The organism is Bacteroides faecis (assembly GCF_020091505.1).
Lineage (GTDB): Bacteria > Bacteroidota > Bacteroidia > Bacteroidales > Bacteroidaceae > Bacteroides > Bacteroides faecis.
In genome coordinates this window covers 1,277,233-1,298,893 of sequence record NZ_CP081916.1, presented here as the reverse complement: position 1 = coordinate 1,298,893, position 21,661 = coordinate 1,277,233, and the positions used below count along the sequence as shown (strand labels likewise).

Here is a 21,661-nt window from a genome sequence, read left to right as displayed (position 1 = left end):
AAAAATTATGAAAAGAAATAAATACATCTTATTGGGAGCGGTAGCGCTCGGGTTAGGACTCACTTCCTGTTCCGATTATCTAAATGTAGATCGCTATTTCAGAGATCAACAGTCTACAGAACGCATTTTCTCAGACAAAGACTATACACTCCAATGGCTATCATTCTGCTACAGCCGCTTGCAGGGAGATAATCTGGAAGTAGGACACAGCGACGTATGTCCTTTCAACTTCTCAGATGACCAAGTATTCAACGAGCGTGGAGACCGTTTTGCCAAATTCAAGCGTGGCGAATATTTAAATTCCACAGGCGGTCAGAATGCATGGAAATGGTCATATGACGGAATCTATCAAGCTTCCATCCTACTGAATGAATTACATGAGAATCAGGATCTCACTCCGGAGGAAGTGACAGATGTACGAGGACAGGCCCGTTTTCTGCGTGCCTATTTCTACTGGATGCTTCTGAGAAAATTCGGTCCGATCCCCATCCTACCACCGGAAGGAGCCGATTATACAAAATCATATGATGAGTTGGCGTATCCACGCAACACCTATGACGAATGTGTGCAATTCATTACCTCTGAATTGGAAATTGCAGCTACCGAACTATTCGAAAAACGTGATAACTTGAACATTGCCCGCCCAACCAAAGGAGCTGCACTGGCTGTACGCGCCAAAGTTTTTCTCTATGCCGCTAGTCCGCTGGTTAACGGAAATACGGAAATGGCAGACTTCACCAACAAGGACGGCAAACAACTGATTCCGCAAGAATACAATGAAGAGAAGTGGGCAAAAGCCGCTGCTGCTGCCAGAGATATGATTGATTACTCGGAAGCAAGCGGACTTTACAAACTTTATACTTTTGAAAGACGTCCGGTTAGTACAGACGAAGCTTATCCAACTACGATTGAACCGCCCTATCATGAGGAATACAGCAACAAGCCCTTTCCAGAAGGATGGGCCAATATAGATCCTTTTGAGTCTTATCGTTCTATTTTTAATGGTGACATCTATGCTGCAGAGAATCAAGAACTTATTTTCACCCGAGGAACCAATGGAGACAGCAATGACTTAAAAACAGACAACACCATGGTAGATTTCGTTAAGCATCAACTACCCGGAACGTTTGGAGGATATAATGTACACGGAATAACTCTGAAACAAAGTGAAGCTTATGACATGGCAGATGGTAAACCTTTTAGCAAAGAATACTACACCTTGTGGAAAGGAAAGTTCACAAACGATGAAAACAAAGATGAACACAAGTACGACCACGTAAAAAATAATGTATGGTGGGGATATACCAACCGTGAACCTCGTTTCTATGCCTCCGTAGCTTTCAACGGAGCAATTTGGAATGCACTAAGCATCAAGGAAGAAGGAGGGAAAGATTCACGAAACAAACAAATCTGGTATTATCGGGGAGCGACCGACGGACGTATAAACGGTTCTGATAACTGGTGTATCACCGGTATCGGCATTATGAAATATGTAAACCCGAACGATTGTGCCAAATGGGGAGGCTCCATCTATCAGAAAGTGGAACCTACACTTCGTTACGCCGACATATTACTGATGTATGCAGAAGCACTAAATAATATTTCTGAAGGGGCACACTATCAAATAGCCTCATGGGACGGAAACCAGACTTACGACATCTCCCGTGACAAAGAACAGATGCGCCGCGGAGTAAAACCTGTCCGTATGCGTGCCGGAGTACCCGATTATAGTGATGAGATATATGAGAATCCGAAAAAGTTCTTTGAAAAAATAGTCCATGAACGGCAAATCGAATTCTTTGCAGAAACCCAGCGCTTCTATGACCTGCGCCGTTGGAAGATCGTCGAAGAGCATGAAAGTGAGCAAATCTACGGTTGCAACACACTAATGAACGAAGAATACAAAGACATGTATTATCTGCCGGTCAGAGTAGCCGAGCTACAGACGTCTTTCTCTCGTAAACAATATTTCTGGCCTATCAGCTTCGATGAACTGAAACGGAACAAGAATCTGTCACAAGCTCCCGGATGGCAGTACTATGATTAGTATTAACATTATAAACTAAAAAATCAATATGAGAAAATTATATATTTTAGGAATGATATTGGCAATGTGCGCAACATTCAGTGCGTGCAATGACGAATGGAAGGAGGAACTTTACACGCAGATGATTTCTTTCAAGGCTCCTTTGGGAGACAATAGTCTGAATGAAATTTATGTACGCTATCAGCCGGATGGAATGGGAATATACCAGTTGCCGGTCATTGTCAGTGGTTCGAAGAATAACGATCGAAATATAGACGTGAAAATAGCCGTAGATGAGGACACGCTCCGAATACTTAATCAGGAGAAATTCCCTGTAGGCCGTCAAGATCTTTGGTATGTCTCCCTTGCAAAACAACATTATTCTTTTGAATCAAATATTTGCCACATTCCTGCAGGAGAAAACATACAGCTCTATCCCATCCATTTCAACTTTAACGGGTTGGAACTGGATGAGAAATATGTACTTCCGTTGACAATTGAAGAAGACCCCTCTTATATACAAAATAAATATAAGGGACGTTATAAAGCGCTACTGGGAGTCAATCTGTTCAATGACTATTCTGGTACTTATAATACCACACTGATGAATATTTACATCGAAGGAACAACATCAGATCCCGCTAAGGTAGATACACGTGTAGCCCGTGTAGTGGACGAAAATACCATTTTCTTCTATGCCGGTTCAACTTGGGTGGAAGACGAAAACCGCTCCAGATATAAAGTATTTGTGGAGTTTGGAGAAGCAACAGAGGACGAGGAAGGTACTGTTAAAGGAACGTTGAAACTATACGGCGACGCAAGTGAATCAGAAATCAATATTCAACCACTGGGAGAGTGTAAGTATGAAAAACGAATCATTCAACACGAAACCATCAAATATATGGAACGCCATCTTACTACGCTAGAGTTGAGTTACAAGTACACGGATGTCACTTCTAATCCAGATTATCCGATGACTTATGAAGTAAAAGGCTCCATGACAATGGAACGACAAATCAATCCATTGATTCCAGATGAGGATCAAGCAATTGAATGGTAAAAAGGTAAAGATCTGGTAACCGCATATGGAAATAAATTTATTACATTTGCAGGAGAATCTTTAATGATGGGGTATGAGTTTTGAATTATAGTTTAATCCAAAGCTCATAGCCCCATTATTAGAAGTTTCAAATTAGTAATTCAAAATTAACCATTATGACCCCACAAGAGTTTTTTAAAAATGATTTATTCGCCGAAAATGCAGGTGTAATATTGCTTGAAGTACGCGAAGGATATAGCAAAGCCAAGCTGGAAATAAAACCCGAACATCTTAATGCCGGCGCACGAACTCAAGGAGGAGCTATCTTTACATTGGCAGATCTTGCACTTGCAGCAGCCGCCAATTCTCATGGTACGCTGTCCTTTTCCCTCTCATCCACAATCACTTTTCTACGTGCAAGCGGTCCGGGCGATACCCTTTATGCCGAAGCGCGCGAACGCTATATCGGTCGAAGTACCGGTTGCTATCAGGTAGATGTAACCAACCAAAACGGGGACTTGATTGCTACATTCGAATCAAGTGTTTTCAGAAAAGACCAGAAAGTTCCTTTTACGCTGTAATGACAGGAAACGAAGTGCGCCAGATTCGCTGACGCACTATTTAACGATAGAAGTCAACGGATGACGATTACCTCTGACATCATTTAAGAAAGCTTTGGCAGAACCAAAATTCAAAAACATATCCAAACGGACAGGAAGATGATTCTTATCATCTGTCACAAAGAAGGTAATCACCTCCTTTTCTTTCCCTTTCTTATCATACTCAACCAATGAAAAGATCAGGCAGCGATAGGTTACTCCATTTTCAGCTTTCACATTCTCTTTTCCCCGATAAATCAGCGTCTGTTCTTCTACTTTACGTCCGGTAGCCATCGGGAATTTGATTTTATCGCCTACCTTATAATCAGCAGGATCATAAGAACGCGCCTGAGCAAGAATAGTCAGCATATCATAGATACAGCGGCTATCACTTTCTTCTGATTCCTGCACTTCTCCGTCACGGAACGTACGTTTTTGCTTAGCAAAACAAAGACCGTCTTTATAAGAGAACCAAGCCTCATCTACCGTATAGCGTTTTCCTTCTTCGGCACCTTTACGAAAGTAACGAGGCTCCAGCTTTTCTCCCATGACGCAAGTTAGTGTATCACGCATCTTGAAAAAGAAATCGGCACGCTTACTGCCTAAAGCAAGCAGATTGACACGGTATGCAGGTTCTGAATGATAAGTAGTCGCATTGGTTGTCAGACTGGCTATACCCGCTTTCACCCAAACGAATTTCCAGTTGAAGTACAAGTCGTACATCACATGCTCTCCAGACTGGAAAGCATCGTTCTTTGCTTCACACTGTGCATTGGCAGGAAGTGCAAAACACCCTATAAACAATGCTACTAAGCCTATAACTAGATTACGGCGCAAACTAGCGGCGCCTACGGTTTTGGTTATCTTGTTCCCTATCTTTCTTTCTTTTGTCTTCATCTGGTTTTTGTTTTTTAAGTTCATCCGGCTTCTGCTTGTCTACAGGAGTTGCATGGATATCCCAATTTTGTGTTGTATCCCATAAAGCTTTATACTCCAATATATTCGGGTAATAGTAGACAGCTTCCGGCTGCTGTCCTTTTGCATAATCACCTGTATCCCACTCTCCGTTTCCATTAGTGTCATTAATTAGTCTGGCACCATATTTTCCAGGATTCAGGAAATAAAAATCAGCCATTCCTTTGTCAATCCTCCGTTTACGTACCACTTTATCCTGAGCATCCAACAACTCTACAAATGCCATCGGGTCCGCTCCCGTAACATTGAAATGAAGAGTAAAATATTCATCCTCACTACGTACTTTAAACGATTGTTTTATCTTATCGGTAAACAAACCATAAATGCCATGAAAAGCTGTCGAGTCCACCGAGAACTCATATTCCATTGTAGCTTCCCAATCATTTCCAGGATACAGATTAAACCGCCGCAAATTCAATGAGTCTTGTTCGAATTCGAAAGGGACATCCTTCCAAATCGTATCCACCTTTTGCCGCAAATGAATGGCCGCAGTATCAAAACTAGCAATCGGTTCCTCAAAGTTCAAAGAGATATAACCATACACATCCATAGATGAAGGTGCATTCACATTCACCGGTAAGAATTTGGTAGGTATCGGCTCATCTTCTTCATCTTTCTTTTTCTTCTTTTTCTTCTTCTCGGGCTCTTCTTTAGTCAAAGTCTTTTGTTTGGATACCAACTTCAACGTATCTGTACGAGGAATTAATTGATTCAACGTATCTGTATAAAGATAGGTAAGGCTAAGAGCAAGGGTATCCTGTTTATAAAGCAAAGAGTCCTTCACCCAGTAATGAATCGTATCGTTCCGTTGGTTCTTTTCTATGATAAAAGCGTCCTTATCTTCGAAGTTCAAGCCTTTCAGCACAGGCAAAGTATCTGCTTTACCTGCAAAATAGAGTGTGAATTTCTGAGGAACCAACCGCTCGGACTTAATCAGGTACTGCGAATAGTTTAACTCTTTAAAAGCGCGGAGAATCACATCATCGGGCAGATAATGCATGTATTTCTTCTCAACAATCGTATCATAAGTCAAAGAATCCACCCAAGCTGTATCCATACGAAGTCTTTCCTCCATACGCGGAATGATCAATGAATCATTAAAAGCAATGACTTCACTTTTTTGAGTAAAAGCAAAGTTTTGGTCAGAATCCATCAGTCCAAAGATACGATACTTACCGGGAGCTACCCCACGGATGGAAAAGCGTCCACGACTGTCAGTACGAGCCACACGGTCGAAAGGGAGTTTGGTAAAAGCTGTATCATTCAGGTTAGCATGCAATCCGACCAGTATTCCTTTAATAGGCTCCAGATTGGAAGCGTCAAGTACCGTTCCTGATACTTCCATAGTATCAATCTGTGCACCGGTAGAAAAAGTAAATGCAAAATTACCTAAAGGATTACCTTCATTATTGTCAACGATAGCATCCGAGAAATCTATAGTATAGGTAGTATTAGGCTTCAGCGAATCAAGCAGATTCACCTGTATTCTCTTTCCTGATGCCTTGATTTCCGGTTGTTGTATCTGAGGAGGAGAAACAACCACCTTCTCGGTCGCTTTCTCTAGCTTAATAAACTCATCAAACTGGAGAGAAACTTTCGTTCTCTTATTATTAATAGCACCTGCAACAGGAGTACTGCCGACGAAACGCGGAGGATCATAATCCTTATCTCCCCCCGTCGGATGCCCAATACTGGCACAGGAGTACAGTATAGCCGCCAGTACTACTACCGGAAAAGCTTTACGCACGATATGTTTTATCTTTTGATTCTCAAATTGTAACATGCTGCAAAAATAAACGTTCTTCACCAATAAACACTACACTTTCTAGCTAATTTATTAAAAAGTAGCCTTAAATGAATGATTATTGGTCCTTATCTTGTTAATAAATCCCTATCTTTGACTCCCGAAATTCAAACCTAATACAAAAAACCCATGAAGAAACAACTACTTTCCTGCTGTTTGGCTGCACTAGGACTAACAACAGCCATCCAAGCACAGAACTTTAATGAGTGGAAAGACCCGGAAGTGAATTCCGTAAACCGCTCCGCAATGCACACTAATTATTTTGCCTATGCATCGGCTGATGAAGCTAAAGCGGGCAGCAAAGAGGACTCAAAGAATTTTATGACTCTGAACGGTCTCTGGAAATTTAACTGGGTAAGAAATGCAGACGCGCGCCCGACTGACTTCTATCAGACTAGTTTTAACGACAAAGGATGGAACAACATTAAAGTGCCCGCTGTATGGGAACTGAATGGTTATGGTGATCCGATCTATGTAAATGTCGGTTATGCCTGGAGAAACCAATTCCAGCACAACCCTCCCCTCGTACCCACAGAAAACAACCACGTAGGTTCTTACCGGAAAGAAATCATTCTTCCTGCCGACTGGAAAGGGAAAGATATTTTTGCCCACTTCGGCTCCGTAACTTCCAATATGTACCTCTGGGTAAATGGCCGTTATGTAGGTTATAGCGAAGACAGCAAGCTGGAAGCCGAATTTAATCTGACCAATTACCTGAAACCCGGGAAAAACCTGATTGCCTTCCAAGTATTCCGCTGGTGCGACGGCAGTTATCTGGAAGATCAGGACTTCTTCCGCTATTCCGGTGTGGGACGTGATTGCTACCTGTATGCACGTGACAAAAAGCATATTCAAGATATCCGTGTTACTCCCGACCTGGACAACCAGTATAAGGACGGTACACTAAACATAGCCATCGACCTGAAAGGCAGTGGCACAATAGCTCTCGATCTTACAGATGCACAAGGAAAGAGCGTAGCAACAGCCGACCTGAAAGGTTCCGGCAAACTAAATACAACTTTCAACATAGCCAACCCCGCAAAATGGACTGCTGAAACACCCAACCTCTACACATTGACCGCCACTCTGAAAAACGGGAACAACATTACAGAAGTGATTCCCATCAAGGTAGGTTTCCGTAAAATCGAACTGAAAGGCGGACAAATACTCGTCAACGGACAGCCTGTACTCTTCAAAGGAGCCGATCGTCATGAAATGGACCCGGACGGTGGCTATGTCGTTTCCCTCGAACGTATGATACAAGACATCAAGGTGATGAAACAGCTTAATATCAACGCGGTACGTACCTGCCACTACCCGGATGACAACCGCTGGTATGATCTTTGCGACGAATACGGTTTGTATGTAGTAGCCGAAGCCAATGTTGAATCTCACGGAATGGGATATGGTGACAAAACACTAGCTAAAAACCCGATTTATGCAAAAGCACACATGGAACGCAACCAGCGTAATGTGCAACGCAGCTATAACCACCCGTCTATCATTTTCTGGTCATTAGGAAATGAGGCAGGTATGGGACCGAACTTCGAACATTGCTACACTTGGATCAAGAACGAAGACAAGACACGTGCCGTACAGTACGAGCAGGCAAGAACGAGTGAATTCACCGACATTTTCTGCCCGATGTACTATGATTATAACCAATGTATCAAATATTGTGAAGGCAATATCGACAAACCGCTTATCCAATGCGAATACGCGCATGCGATGGGTAACTCCATGGGTGGATTCAAAGAATACTGGGACATCATCCGTAAGTATCCGAAATATCAAGGTGGATTTATCTGGGACTTTGTTGACCAGTCTTGCCATTGGAAAAATAAAGACGGTATAGCCATCTATGGTTATGGAGGCGACTTCAACAAATACGACGCTTCGGACAATAACTTCAACGACAACGGCTTAATCAGCCCCGACCGGGTACCCAATCCGCATGCTTATGAAGTAGGATATTTCTACCAGAACATCTGGACCACACCAGCCGACCTTTCCAAAGGTGAAATCAATATCTATAATGAGAACTTCTTCCGCGATCTGTCTACATACTATCTGGAATGGCAGTTGCTGGCTAATGGAGAAGTTGTTCAAAACGGTATCGTATCAGACTTGAACGTAGCTCCGCAACAGACAGTAAAGCTACAGTTGCCATTTGACACCAAGAATATTTGTCCTTGCAAGGAACTGTTGCTGAACGTCAGCTACAAACTAAAAGCAGCTGAGACACTGCTCCCGGCAGGAGAGACGATCGCTTATGACCAAATGAGCATCCGCGATTACAAAGCACCGGAACTCAAACTGGAAAACAAGCAGTCCTCTAATATCGCAGTAGTAGTACCTACCTTCCAGACCAATGATTATAATTACCTGATCGTTTCCGGCGAAGACTTTACGCTCGAATTCAACAAACACAACGGTTATCTCTGCCGCTATGATGTCAATGGTATACAACTAATGGAAGATGGAACCGCCCTGACTCCTAACTTCTGGCGCGCTCCGACCGACAATGACTTTGGTGCAGGATTACAACACAGATATGGCGCCTGGAAACATCCGGAATTGAAACTGACCTCACTGAAGCATGATATTGAAAATGAACAAGCAGTTATCCGTGCAGAATATGATATGAAGTCTATAGGAGGAAAGTTATTCCTGACATACATCATTAATAATAAGGGAGCTGTAAAAGTTACTCAGAAAATGGAAGCAGACAAAAGCAAGAAAATCTCTGAAATGTTCCGTTTCGGAATGCAACTTCGCATGCCTGTCACATTCAATGAAGTAGAATATTATGGACGCGGACCGGGCGAAAACTATGCAGACCGTAACCATGGTGCAATGATCGGCAAATATCGCCAAACTGTAGAAGAGCAATTCTATCCATACATCCGCCCGCAGGAAACCGGAACGAAAACAGACGTCCGTTGGTGGAACCTGCTCAATATCAGTGGTAATGGATTGCAGTTTGTAGCTGATGCACCGTTCTCCGCTTCTGCACTGAACTATACAATCGAATCACTGGATGACGGTGCCGGCAAAGACCAACGCCATTCACCGGAAGTAGAAAAAGCCAACTTCACAAACTTCTGTATTGATAAAGCACAAACGGGGCTTGCCTGTGTCAACAGTTGGGGGGCTATTCCTTTAGAAAAATACCGTCTTCCCTATCAAGATTACGAGTTTAGTTTTATTATGAATCCTATATATCATAAACTAAAGTAAAAAACATAGTTAAAAAACACGGTATCAGAATACAAGAATACTGAATTTAAAGTACTTTTGCAGCCGGAAACTTATTTCATAGAATAAGTTTCCGGCTTTTCTTCCTTGGATCATCTATCCATACAATGAATACACACTGCGACGAACGCACAATTTTAAAAAACAGATAAATATAAAGTATGAAAAGTAGAATTGTTTTATTTGCATTTTGCTTAGCCCTCTTGTCTAGTTGTGGCAATAAGGGCAATGACACGGGAAAAGTCCCAGAATATGCAGTACAGGAATTACAGAAGACAACTGCAGACCTAATGAAAGCTTATCCGGCTACCATCAAAGGTAGACAAGACGTAGAAATTCGCCCGCAGGTATCGGGCTTCATCACAAAGCTATGCGTAGATGAAGGAGCAACCGTTCGCAAAGGACAGCTCTTATTCATCGTAGATCCTACTCAGTACGAAGCAGCAGTACGTACAGCAAAAGCAGCGGTTGCAACAGCAGAAGCAGCTGTGAATACTCAGCAGATGACTGTTGACAATAAGATTGAGCTGAACAAAAAACAGATCATCAGCGACTATGACTTGTCAATGGCAAAGAATTCACTGGCACAGGCTCAGGCGCAACTTGCCCAGGCTAAAGCACAGCTGACTACAGCACAGCAGAATTACTCCTTTACACAAGTAAAGAGTCCTTCGGACGGTGTGATCAACGATATTCCTTATCGTCTGGGAGCACTCGTAAGCCCTTCTATGGCTACGCCAATGACTACGGTATCTGAAATAGACGAGGTATATGTATATTTCTCTATGACAGAAAAAGAACTGTTGGCTATGACCAAAACCGGAGGGACCATCAAAGAAGAGATCAGCAAGATACCGGCCATCAAACTACAATTGATCGACGGTACAACATACGATGTAGAAGGAAAAGTAGACGCTATCACAGGAGTGATCGACCAGTCAACCGGTTCTGTAAGCATGCGTGCTATCTTCCCGAACAAAGAACACATCCTGCGTAGTGGTGGTACAGCCAATGTCCTGATCCCTTATACCATGGACAACATGATCAGCATACCACAAGCTGCAACTCAGGAAATTCAAGACAAAAAGTTCGTCTACGTTCTACAGCCGGACAACACCGTGAAATATACAGAAATCAGCATTTTCAATCTGGATAACGGAAAAGAATATCTTGTTACTTCCGGATTGAATGCAGGAGACAAAATCGTGGTCGAAGGTGTGCAAACTCTCAAAGACGGTCAGAAGATACAACCGATCACACCAGCCCAGAAAGAAGCGAACTATCAACAGCATTTGAAAGACCAGCACGACGGAAATCTGGCTACAGCTTTCAACTAATAACTTAGGTAATCGTATGAAATTAGATAACTTTATTAACCGTCCGGTACTATCAACGGTTATTTCCATCCTGATAGTCATCCTTGGTGCTATCGGATTGGCAACACTGCCTATCACCCAGTACCCGGACATTGCGCCTCCTACCGTATCGGTAAGAGCCACATATACGGGTGCCAGTGCATCAACCGTATTGAACTCCGTGATTGCCCCATTGGAAGAGCAAATCAATGGTGTAGAGAACATGATGTATATGACTTCAACTGCATCCAATACAGGTTCCGGTGATATCTCCATCTACTTCAAGCAGGGAACTGACCCGGACATGGCTGCCGTCAACGTACAGAACCGTGTTTCCATGGCACAGGGATTGCTGCCTGCCGAAGTAACCAAAGTCGGTGTAACGACTCAGAAGCGCCAGACTTCCATGCTGGTCGTATTCTCTCTTTACGACGAAACCGACACCTATACAGACGCATTCATCGAAAACTATGCAAAGATCAACTTGATTCCTCAGGTTCAACGTGTACAGGGTGTGGGTGATGCCAATGTGATGGGCCAGGACTATTCTATGCGTATCTGGCTGAAGCCAGACGTTATGGCACAGTACAAACTGATACCGAGCGACGTATCGACAGCCTTGGCTGAACAGAACATAGAAGCTGCTCCGGGACAGTTCGGTGAACGCAGCAACCAGACCTTCCAATATACAATCCGCTACAAAGGACGTTTGCAGCAACCGGAAGAATTTGAGAATATCGTCATCAAGTCTTTGCCGAACGGCGAAGTGCTTCGTCTGAATGATATTGCAGAAATTCAATTAGACCGTTTGGGATACAACTTTACCAACCGGGTAAACGGACACAAGGCAGTAACTTGTATCGTTTATCAGATGGCAGGAACGAATGCGACACAGACTATCAGTGATATCGAAAACTTACTGAATGAAGCTTCAACGTCATTGCCAGCCGGATTGAAGCTTAACATTTCAATGAATGCCAATGACTTCTTGTTCGCTTCTATCCACGAAGTCTTGAAGACATTGATTGAAGCATTTATCCTGGTATTTATCGTAGTATATATCTTCTTGCAGGATTTACGTTCTACATTGATTCCGACTATCGCCATTCCGGTAGCCTTGATCGGTACCTTCTTTGTATTGTCTCTGATCGGGTTCAGTTTGAACTTGCTGACACTATGTGCCCTTGTGCTTGCCATTGCGATTGTGGTTGATGACGCGATTGTGGTCGTCGAGGGTGTGCATGCCAAGCTAGACCAGGGATACACATCTGCCCGCCTGGCATCTATCGATGCAATGCACGAGTTGGGTGGAGCTATCGTATCCATCACGCTGGTAATGATGGCTGTGTTCGTTCCTGTTAGCTTCATGGGTGGTACAGCCGGTACTTTCTACCGTCAGTTTGGTATGACAATGGCTATCGCGATCGGTTTGTCCGCACTAAACGCTCTTACGTTAAGTCCGGCACTGTGCGCCATCTTCCTGAAGCCGCATAATACCGATCACGGAAACAAGAAACAGACTTTGGTGGACCGCTTCCACACCTCTTTCAATGCAGCTTATGATTCTATCCTGAAGAAGTATAAGAAACGTGTATTGTTCTTCATTCAGAAAAAATGGCTGTCAATGGGATTAGTGGTCATTTCTATCGTGTTGCTTATATTCTTCATGAATACCACTCCGACAGGTATGGTGCCTAATGAAGATACCGGTACACTGATGGGAGCAGTAACATTACCTCCGGGAACATCACAAGACCGTTCGGAACAGATTCTGGCTCGTGTAGACAGTTTGATCGCTGCCGATCCCGCCGTTTCCTCACGTACAATGATCTCCGGATTTAGCTTCATCGGTGGTCAGGGACCTTCTTACGGTTCATTCATCATCAAGCTGAAAGACTGGGACGAACGTTCTGCCGTACAGAATTCCGATATCGTTGTCGCATCCTTATATATGCGTGCACAGAAAATCATCAAAGAAGCACAGGTGCTGTTCTTCGCTCCTCCTATGATTCCGGGTTATTCGGCATCTACGGATATCGAGGTGAACATGCAGGATAAAACCGGTGGTGAGTTGAACAAGTTCTTTGATGTAGTCAACGACTATACACAAGCACTGGAAGCACGTCCGGAAATCAACTCGGCAAAAACATCTTTCAACCCGAACTTCCCGCAATACATGATTGATATTGACGCGGCAGCATGTAAGAAAGCAGGTATCAGTCCGAGTGATATCCTAAGCACTATGCAGGGATACTACGGAGGTCTGTATGCATCCAACTTCAACCGTTTCGGTAAGATGTACCGTGTAATGATCCAGTCAGACCCGTTATCACGTAAGAACCTGGAATCATTGAAGAATGTCAAAGTGCGTAATAACCAGGGTGAGATGGCTCCAATCGCTCAGTTTATCTCTGTAGAGAAAGTATACGGACCTGATATCATCAGCCGTTTCAACTTGTATACTTCCATGAAGGTGATGGTTGCTCCGGCTTCCGGATATACTTCCGGTCAGGCACTGGCTGCTCTGGCAGAAGTAGCACAGGAAAATCTTCCTACAGGTTATACTTATGAACTGGGAGGTATGGCGCGTGAAGAAGCACAGAGCAGCGGCAGTACCACAGGTTTGATTTTTGTCCTTTGCTTCGTGTTCGTCTATCTGCTGCTGAGTGCACAGTACGAAAGTTACATCCTTCCGCTTGCCGTATTGCTGTCTATTCCGTTCGGTTTGTTGGGCAGCTTCCTGTTCGTCAACGGAATGAGCGCTATCGGTAGTATATCATCGTTGAAGATGATACTCGGTACCATGTCCAACAACATCTATATGCAGATCGCTTTGATCATGTTGATGGGTCTGTTGGCAAAGAATGCGATCTTGATTGTAGAGTTTGCCCTCGACCGTCGTAAGATGGGTATGAGCATTACCTGGGCAGCCGTATTAGGTGCCGGCGCCCGTCTCCGCCCGATCTTGATGACCTCCCTTGCCATGGTAGTCGGTCTGCTTCCGTTGATGTTTGCCTTCGGTGTAGGTGCCCACGGTAACCGTACACTGGGTACAGCTTCTATCGGTGGTATGTTGATCGGTATGATCTGCCAGATTTTTATCGTTCCTGCCCTGTTCGTAATCTTCCAGTACTTGCAGGAGAAGGTTAAACCAATGGAATGGGAAGACATCGACAATGCAGATGCCGTAACTGAGATTGAACAATACGCTAAATAATGAAATTCGATATGAAGAAACAGATTCTATATATGTTGTGTGCAACTGCTCTCCTGAGCAGTTGCCACATCTATAAGTCGTATGACAGACCCGAAGACATTACCACTTCCGGACTGTATCGTGATCCGGCATCGGAGAACGACACACTGGTTTCGGATACCACTAACTTCGGTAATCTGCCGTGGAGAGAAGTCTTCACCGACCCACAGCTCCAGTCTCTCATCGAACAGGGACTGAACCAAAACACTGATCTCCTTTCAGCTGCTCAGAACGTCAAAGCAGCAGAAGCTTCTCTGATGTCAGCCCGACTGGCTTACGCGCCGTCCATAGGTTTGTCTCCACAGGGAACAATCAGTAGTTTCGACAAGAATGCAGCAACCAAAACATACTCACTGCCGGTTACTGCCAGTTGGCAGGTTGACCTGTTCGGACAACTGCTGAACTCCAAGCGGAATGCCCAAGTGACGCTGAAACAAACAAAGGCTTACCGTCAGGCTGTGCAGACACAGGTGATCTCCAACATCGCCAATATGTATTATACCCTGCTGATGCTCGACCGCCAGCTGGAAATCACCCAGGCAACGGCTGAAGTACTGAAACGTAATACTGAAACTGTACAGGCTCTTTCGGAGAGATCGACATACACGTCTGCTGCCTTGGCACAAAGCAAAGCTGCCTATGCACAGGTGGTAGCTTCTATTCCCGACATCGAGCAAAGTATCCGCGAAACGGAAAACGCCTTGTCTACTTTCCTGGGAGAAGCTCCGCATGCCATCAAACGTGGAGTACTGGAAGCGCAAGTACTTCCTACGGAACTTTCCGCAGGTATTCCCTTGCAATTGTTATCCAACCGTCCGGACGTAAAAGCAGCCGAAATGTCTCTGGCAAGCTGCTATTATAATACGAACTCCGCCCGTGCCGCTTTCTATCCGCAGATCACCCTCAGCGGTTCTGCCGGATGGACGAACAGTGCAGGTTCCGCCATCATCAATCCGGGTAAATTACTGGCATCCGCTGTTGGTTCACTGACTCAGCCTTTATTCTACCGTGGTACGAATATCGCCCGTCTGAAAGCAGCGAAAGCACAGGAAGAACAAGCGAAGTTAACTTTCCAGCAAACGCTATTTAATGCCGGAAGTGAAGTCAGCAATGCACTAAGTTTATACCAAAATACCAGTAAAAAGGCCGAATCTCGCCAAATGCAGGTAGAATCTGCCAAAAAAGCTTCGGAAGATACAAAAGAATTGTTTAACTTAGGGACGTCAACCTATCTGGAGGTTTTGTCAGCACAGCAATCTTACCTGAGCGCACAGATTTCTCAGGTTTCCGATTGTTTCGACAAGATGCAGGCTGTGGTCAGCCTTTACCAGGCATTAGGTGGTGGAAGAGAAGATTAACTTTAAACATATACTATTATGATTAGTCCGTTAGCTTACGTAGACCCCGAGGCGAAATTAGGCAAGAATGTAACTGTCCTGCCTTTTGCTTATATCGAGAAAGATGTGGAAATCGGGGATGACTGCACTATCATGTCATACGCCAGTATCCTGAAAGGTACTAAAATGGGAAAAGGAAACAAGATACATCAGAATGCTGTCCTGGGAGCAGAGCCGCAAGACTTTCACTATACAGGAGAAGAAAGCAGCCTGATTATCGGAGATAATAACGATATCCGCGAAAATGTAGTAATCAGCCGCGCCACATTTGCAGGCAATGCAACCAGAATCGGAAACGGCAACTACCTGATGGATAAAGTACACCTTTGCCATGACGTGCAGATCAGCAACAACTGTGTAGTGGGAATCGGTACTACGATTGCAGGTGAATGTGTATTGGACGATTGTGTGATCCTGAGTGGTAACGTTACCTTGCATCAGTACTGCCACATCGGTAGCTGGACACTGGTACAGAGCGGATGCCGCATCTCGAAAGACGTTCCTCCTTATGTAATCATGTCCGGCAATCCTGTTGCCTATCATGGGGTGAATGCTGTGGTACTTTCACAGCACCACAATACATCGGAAAGAATCCTCCGTCATATTGCCAATGCCTACCGCCTGATTTATCAAGGTAACTTCAGCGTTCAGGATGCTGTGCAGAAGATCGTAGACCAGGTTCCGATGAGTGAAGAGATTGAAAACATCGTTAACTTCGTGAGAGGCTCTGAACGAGGAATCGTGAAATAAACGAAGAAACTTTCGCAGATTATATTATAAGGAAGGGTGACACCAATAAAAAGGCGTCACCCTACTTTTTTTAGAGGATGACGCTACTATATCTTTCTATTCAGGCTTATACTACCGGCTTATTCGAACTCCAGCGAACCGAAGAAATCGGGACGGTGAAAATCTGGTTTCTCTATCTCTATCGGGTTCCATGACAAGAAATGAGGAGTTTGCAGCTCATCACCACATTTATAGAAATTAGCTTTCACTTCTTTTCCGTCCAGAGACTCAATCTGATGCTTAAAGAACACCTTATAAGGAATAATCAGAGCGACTTCCCAACTCGTATCCTCCACACGTTCTTCGAAAGGCTCATTGCCCAGACTGGACCACCGCTGTACAAGCCCCGTTATTTCTTTCGGAGCATGCTCCCGACCGTTACGGGCCGGTCCGGCACCAATCAGAATCGTTCCGATGCAATTGCATTCTATATTGTAATAGATTCCGTCGCCTGCCGGAATGGAAAAGAACTCCACACAAGAATCAGTCCATACAGAGCCATTATCTTCTCCATATTTGGCGCGCACACTCTCTTCTCTGACTTTGAAATGCAACAGAATAGAATCTTTAGTGTGGGCAATCCGGAAACTTACCTTGGGTTTATAGGGATATTCAGCCCAATTGACGCACTGAACCGACTGGAAATCTATCTTTTCCTCATCAAATAATTTAGGAAGCGAACAAGCCTCTACATTAGCAGAACTAATTTTCTTTACTTTCATATATCTTTCGTTTGGAGGATACAAATATAGTTACTTTCTCCTAATAAGGTTCCCGAAAACCAAATAAAAACAATATATTTGCCATTAGTAATACCTTAAACAGCCGAATTAGTGAGAAAAGTAATCCTTTTATTTCTGTTATTTCTAAGCGTAACTGCTGTCCGCACGTTAGGACAAAATATTACTTTCAGCCATTTGACCACAGACGACGGACTTTCTCAGTTTTCTGTCAACAGCCTATATATTGACGAACGGGGCATTATATGGGTAGGTACGCGCGAAGGGCTGAACCGTTATAACGGTAACGACATCAAAAGCTTCAAGCTCAAAAAGAATGATCCAAACAGCTTGTTCAGCAATACCGTGCTCCGTATCACAGGCAACAAGAACGGCAAAGTTTATCTGCTTTGCACCGACGGAGTAGCCGAATTTGATATGACCACTCAAAGGTTCAGGACATTGCTTCAAGGCAATGTGGACGCTATCTACTACAACGAGAAGCTATACATCGGAAAGAGGGAGGAAGTATTCGTATTCAACGAAAACACGAACAACTTCGACCTTTACTACCACCTCGCCGGCAAAGACATCACACTATCCTGCCTCCATCTGGACGAGAAGAAAAACTTATGGATGGGAACCACCAGCAACGGCGTTTACTGCCTGTCGGAAGACAAACAACTCTCTCAGCCTATCACGAAAGGAAACATAGCAAGCATCTACGAAGACTCCTCCAAGGAGCTATGGATAGGTAGCTGGGAAGAGGGATTATACCGTATCCGGACCAATGGCGCCATCGAAAACTTCCGCCACGACCCGAAGAACCCGAACAGTATATGCTCCGACTTCGTCAGAAGTTGCTGCGAAGACAATCTGGGTAATCTATGGATCGGAACCTTCCACGGACTAAACCGTTACGACAAAAGCACGGGACAGTTCCAGCTTTATACCGCCAATGACAACAAACCCGACGGACTTACCCACTCTTCCATCTGGTGCATCGTGAAAGACGAACAGGGCACACTGTGGCTGGGGACTTATTTCGGCGGTGTCAATTATTTCAATCCGGAATATGAGATCTATACCCGCTATAAAGTGGGAGACACAGAGAAAGAAGGACTGAGCAGCCCCATCGTCGGCAGAATGACGGAAGATAAAGACGGTAACTTATGGATTTGTACCGAAGGCGGCGGAGTAAATGTCTACAACCGGAAAAACAATACCTACCGCTGGTATCGCCACGAAGAAGGCAAAAACAGTATCTCGCACAACAATGTCAAAGCAATCTATTACGACCGGGCACAGGAAATAATGTGGATCGGTACGCACTTGGGAGGACTAAACAAACTCGACCTGCGCACGAACCGTTTCACCGTCTACCGGATGAAAGCGGGCGATCTGAGCGCACTGCCCTCGGACATTGTCCGTGATATCGTACCTTACGAAGACAAACTGATTATCGCCACACAAAACGGAGTATGCCTCTTCCATCCGGCAACAGGCACCTGCGAACATCTTTTCAAAGACACCAAAGAAGGCAGAAATATCGGCATGGTAGCCAGCCTCTATATCGATAAAGACGGAACGCTATGGATTTCCGCTACCGGAGAGGGGGTATATTCCTACCGCTTCGACACCGGCAAGCTCACCCATTATGCGCACAATCCCGCCAATCCGAACAGCCTCAGCAACAACAATGTCAACAGTATCATGCAAGACAGTAACGGCAATCTGTGGTTCTCCACTTCCGGAAGCGGGCTCGACCGTTACCGCAAGGAAAGCAACGACTTTGAGAATTTCGACGTACAGAAAGACGGGCTATCCAGCGATTGCATCTACGAAGTATTCGAGTCATCCATACAGAAAGGAGACCTGCTGCTGATTACGAATCAGGGATTCTCCCAGTTTGACTACCCACAGAAGAAGTTCTACAACTACGGTACCGAGAACGGATTCCCGCTGACTGCCGTCAACGAGAACGCATTGTTCGTGACACATGACGGAGAAGTATTCCTCGGCGGTATCCAGGGAATGATCTCTTTCTGGGAAAAGAAACTGCACTTTACCCCCAAGTCTTACAGCATCATCCTTTCCCGTCTGCTGGTCAACGGAAAGGAAATCACCGCCGGAGACGACACCAGCATTCTGGACCAGTCCATCGCCTATACATCGGAAATCAGTCTGAAAGCCGACCAGTCCATGTTTAGCATAGAATATGCCACTTCCAACTTCATCCCTGCCAACAGGAATGAAATCGTTTACCGCCTCGAAGGCTTCTCTGACGAATGGAATCATACTGACCGCAAACAGACGCTTATCACTTATACCAACCTGAACCCGGGCAAATATACGCTCGTCATCAAATCGGACGGAGACGGCATCGAAGCTGCCCGACTCCTGATCCGCGTATTGCCGCCCTGGTATGAGACGTGGTGGGCTTATCTGATTTATACCATTTGCACTGTCAGTCTGCTGTGGTATCTCATTCAGAACTACAATTCCCGCATCAAACTGCGTGAGTCACTGAAGTACGAGAAGAAGCATATCGAAGACCTCGAAGCACTGAACCAGTCGAAGCTGCGCTTCTTCACCAATATCTCCCACGAGTTCCGTACTCCGTTGACACTGATCGTAGGGCAGGTAGAGACGCTGTTACAGGTGCAGACATTCACGCCTAATATATATAATAAGATATTAGGCATATACAAAAACAGCCTCCAACTGCGTGAACTGATTACGGAATTGCTCGACTTCCGCAAACAGGAACAGGGACACATGAAGATTAAAGTCAGCCGGCACAATCTGGTAAACTTCCTGTACGAGAATTATCTGTTATTTCTGGAATACGCCAGCAGCAAGCAAATCAACTTCAAGTTCAACAAACAGTCGGATGATATTGAAGTATGGTACGACCAGAAGCAAATGCAGAAGGTAGTGAACAATCTGCTGTCGAACGCATTGAAGCATACAAAGGCGGAAGACACCATCTCCATCAACGTATCGCAGGAGAACCACTCTGTCATTATCGAAATAAAAGATACGGGCACGGGCATCGCTGCCGCTGAAATAGATAAGATATTCGACCGTTTCTATCAGACCGAACGTCTGGACTCCCTGAATACGGGAACCGGAACCGGTATCGGACTGGCATTGACCAAAGGTATTATCGAACTCCATCACGGCACCATTCGGGTAGAAAGCGAACCGGGCAAAGGCAGCAGTTTCATTATCACCCTCAAACTGGGCAACAAGCACTTCACCGATGAGCAAATAGTGCAGGAATCTACGGATGACAGCATCCGGCAACAACCGGAAACCTTTGTGCCGTCAGTAGAAATACTGCCCGACTCCGGATGGAAGGAGGAAGAAAACAAACGCATCGAGGATGCCAAAATGCTGATAGTAGAAGACAACGAATCCATCAAACAGATGTTAGTAAGCATCTTCGAGACTTTCTATCAGGTCACTACCGCTTCTGATGGAGAAGAAGCCATGGAACTGATACAGAAAGACATGCCCAGCATCATACTAAGTGATGTTGTCATGCCGCGTATGTCGGGTACGGAACTCTGCAAGCAGATTAAGACGGATTTCAATACCTGCCACATACCTGTGGTGTTGCTGACGGCACGCACGGCAGTAGAACACAACATTGAAGGACTGAAAATCGGTGCGGACGATTATATCACCAAACCGTTCAACACCAACCTGCTGATTTCCCGTTGCAACAATCTGGTGAACTCACGCCGACTGCTGCAAGAGAAATTCAGCAAACAGCCACAAGCATTTGCCCAAATGCTCGCTACCAACCCAATGGATAAAGAAATGCTGGACCGTGCCATGGCTATCATCGAACGTCATCTGGACAACACAGACTTCAATGTGAACATCTTCGCACGGGAAATGGGCATGGCACGTACCAATCTGTTCACGAAACTGAAAGCCGTCACCGGCCAGACACCGAACGACTTTATATTAAGTATCCGTCTCAAGAAAGGAGCCGTCATGCTGCGGAACAATCCGGAGCTGAACATTACGGAAATTTCCGACCGGATCGGTTTCTCTTCTTCCCGCTATTTCAGTAAATGCTTTAAGGAGATTTACCATGTCAGTCCGCTTGCCTACCGCAAGGGTGAAGAAAAAGAAGAAGAAGGAGACGAAGAAACGGACCAATAACCTGTAAACAGGTAAGCAAGTAGCATTTGAAACGGGAGAACCTATGCCAAAGTAGTTCCCGCCTATTGGCACACTTGTGCCACGCCGTTGGCACGACCGTGCCATCGTAGTGGCACAGCTGTGCCAACAGCGTGGCACAAGCTCCGGGCTACGATGTCAGGGAAAGGCATCCGTAGCCCCGGAACATTTAACCTCTATCTTTAGAATGGACTATTTTGTATCTCACCTGTACATTCCTGCTCAGTCATTTCCGCCAATCCTCTTA

At 44.8% G+C, this 21,661-nt stretch carries 12 protein-coding genes; 9 read left to right on the top strand and 3 right to left on the bottom strand.

What is annotated here, in order from left to right; all coding sequences use genetic code 11:
- Window positions 1-7: 7 nt before the first annotated feature.
- From K6V30_RS05330 to K6V30_RS05320, 3 genes are all read left to right on the top strand, one after another.
- Window positions 8-2,047: a RagB/SusD family nutrient uptake outer membrane protein gene (locus tag K6V30_RS05330; RefSeq protein ID WP_029425191.1), complete on the top strand. Its 2,040-nt coding sequence runs from the start codon at window positions 8-10 to the stop codon at window positions 2,045-2,047.
- Between the two features lie 28 nt (window positions 2,048-2,075).
- Window positions 2,076-3,086, top strand: coding sequence for a DUF4973 domain-containing protein (locus K6V30_RS05325; protein WP_055269525.1), 1,011 nt, complete (start codon window positions 2,076-2,078; stop codon window positions 3,084-3,086).
- Between the two features lie 155 nt (window positions 3,087-3,241).
- Window positions 3,242-3,646 (top strand): PaaI family thioesterase, encoded by a 405-nt coding sequence (locus K6V30_RS05320; protein ID WP_010536076.1) that lies wholly within the window; start codon window positions 3,242-3,244, stop codon window positions 3,644-3,646.
- Window positions 3,647-3,682: 36 nt separating this feature from the next.
- Here the strand turns inward: K6V30_RS05320 and K6V30_RS05315 are convergent, their stop codons facing one another.
- Both K6V30_RS05315 and K6V30_RS05310 read right to left on the bottom strand, forming a co-directional pair.
- Window positions 3,683-4,561 (bottom strand): DUF3108 domain-containing protein, encoded by an 879-nt coding sequence (locus tag K6V30_RS05315; protein ID WP_055269524.1) that lies wholly within the window; start codon window positions 4,559-4,561, stop codon window positions 3,683-3,685.
- Window positions 4,503-6,422, bottom strand: coding sequence for an Ig-like domain-containing protein (locus tag K6V30_RS05310; RefSeq protein ID WP_055269523.1), 1,920 nt, complete (start codon window positions 6,420-6,422; stop codon window positions 4,503-4,505). The genes K6V30_RS05315 and K6V30_RS05310 overlap by 59 nt, the downstream gene beginning before the upstream one ends.
- A gap of 150 nt (window positions 6,423-6,572) precedes the next feature.
- On the opposite strand from K6V30_RS05310, the gene lacZ reads away from it, so the two are divergent.
- From lacZ to lpxA, 5 genes are all read left to right on the top strand, one after another.
- Complete coding sequence (gene lacZ / locus K6V30_RS05305; protein ID WP_055269522.1) at window positions 6,573-9,683, top strand: beta-galactosidase, LacZ type; 3,111 nt, start codon at window positions 6,573-6,575, stop codon at window positions 9,681-9,683.
- Window positions 9,684-9,862: 179 nt separating this feature from the next.
- Entirely contained in the window at window positions 9,863-11,038 is a 1,176-nt protein-coding gene (locus tag K6V30_RS05300) for an efflux RND transporter periplasmic adaptor subunit (RefSeq protein ID WP_022300936.1), read from the top strand.
- 16 nt (window positions 11,039-11,054) lie between these two features.
- Window positions 11,055-14,273 (top strand): efflux RND transporter permease subunit, encoded by a 3,219-nt coding sequence (locus tag K6V30_RS05295; RefSeq protein ID WP_055269521.1) that lies wholly within the window; start codon window positions 11,055-11,057, stop codon window positions 14,271-14,273.
- A gap of 11 nt (window positions 14,274-14,284) precedes the next feature.
- Window positions 14,285-15,670 carry a TolC family protein gene (locus K6V30_RS05290; RefSeq protein WP_055269532.1) on the top strand — a complete coding sequence of 462 codons (1,386 nt, stop codon included), beginning with the start codon at window positions 14,285-14,287 and terminating at the stop codon, window positions 15,668-15,670.
- Between the two features lie 18 nt (window positions 15,671-15,688).
- Entirely contained in the window at window positions 15,689-16,459 is a 771-nt protein-coding gene (gene lpxA / locus K6V30_RS05285) for an acyl-ACP--UDP-N-acetylglucosamine O-acyltransferase (RefSeq protein ID WP_010536069.1), read from the top strand.
- A gap of 119 nt (window positions 16,460-16,578) precedes the next feature.
- On the opposite strand, the gene K6V30_RS05280 is transcribed toward lpxA, so the two are convergent.
- A complete protein-coding gene (locus K6V30_RS05280; protein WP_055269520.1) occupies window positions 16,579-17,220 on the bottom strand; it encodes a carbohydrate-binding family 9-like protein in 642 nt (213 codons plus the stop codon).
- 111 nt (window positions 17,221-17,331) lie between these two features.
- Here K6V30_RS05280 and K6V30_RS05275 point away from each other — a divergent pair, with 111 nt between their 5' ends.
- A complete protein-coding gene (locus tag K6V30_RS05275) occupies window positions 17,332-21,396 on the top strand; it encodes a hybrid sensor histidine kinase/response regulator transcription factor (protein WP_070612728.1) in 4,065 nt (1,354 codons plus the stop codon).
- Window positions 21,397-21,661: the final 265 nt, after the last annotated feature.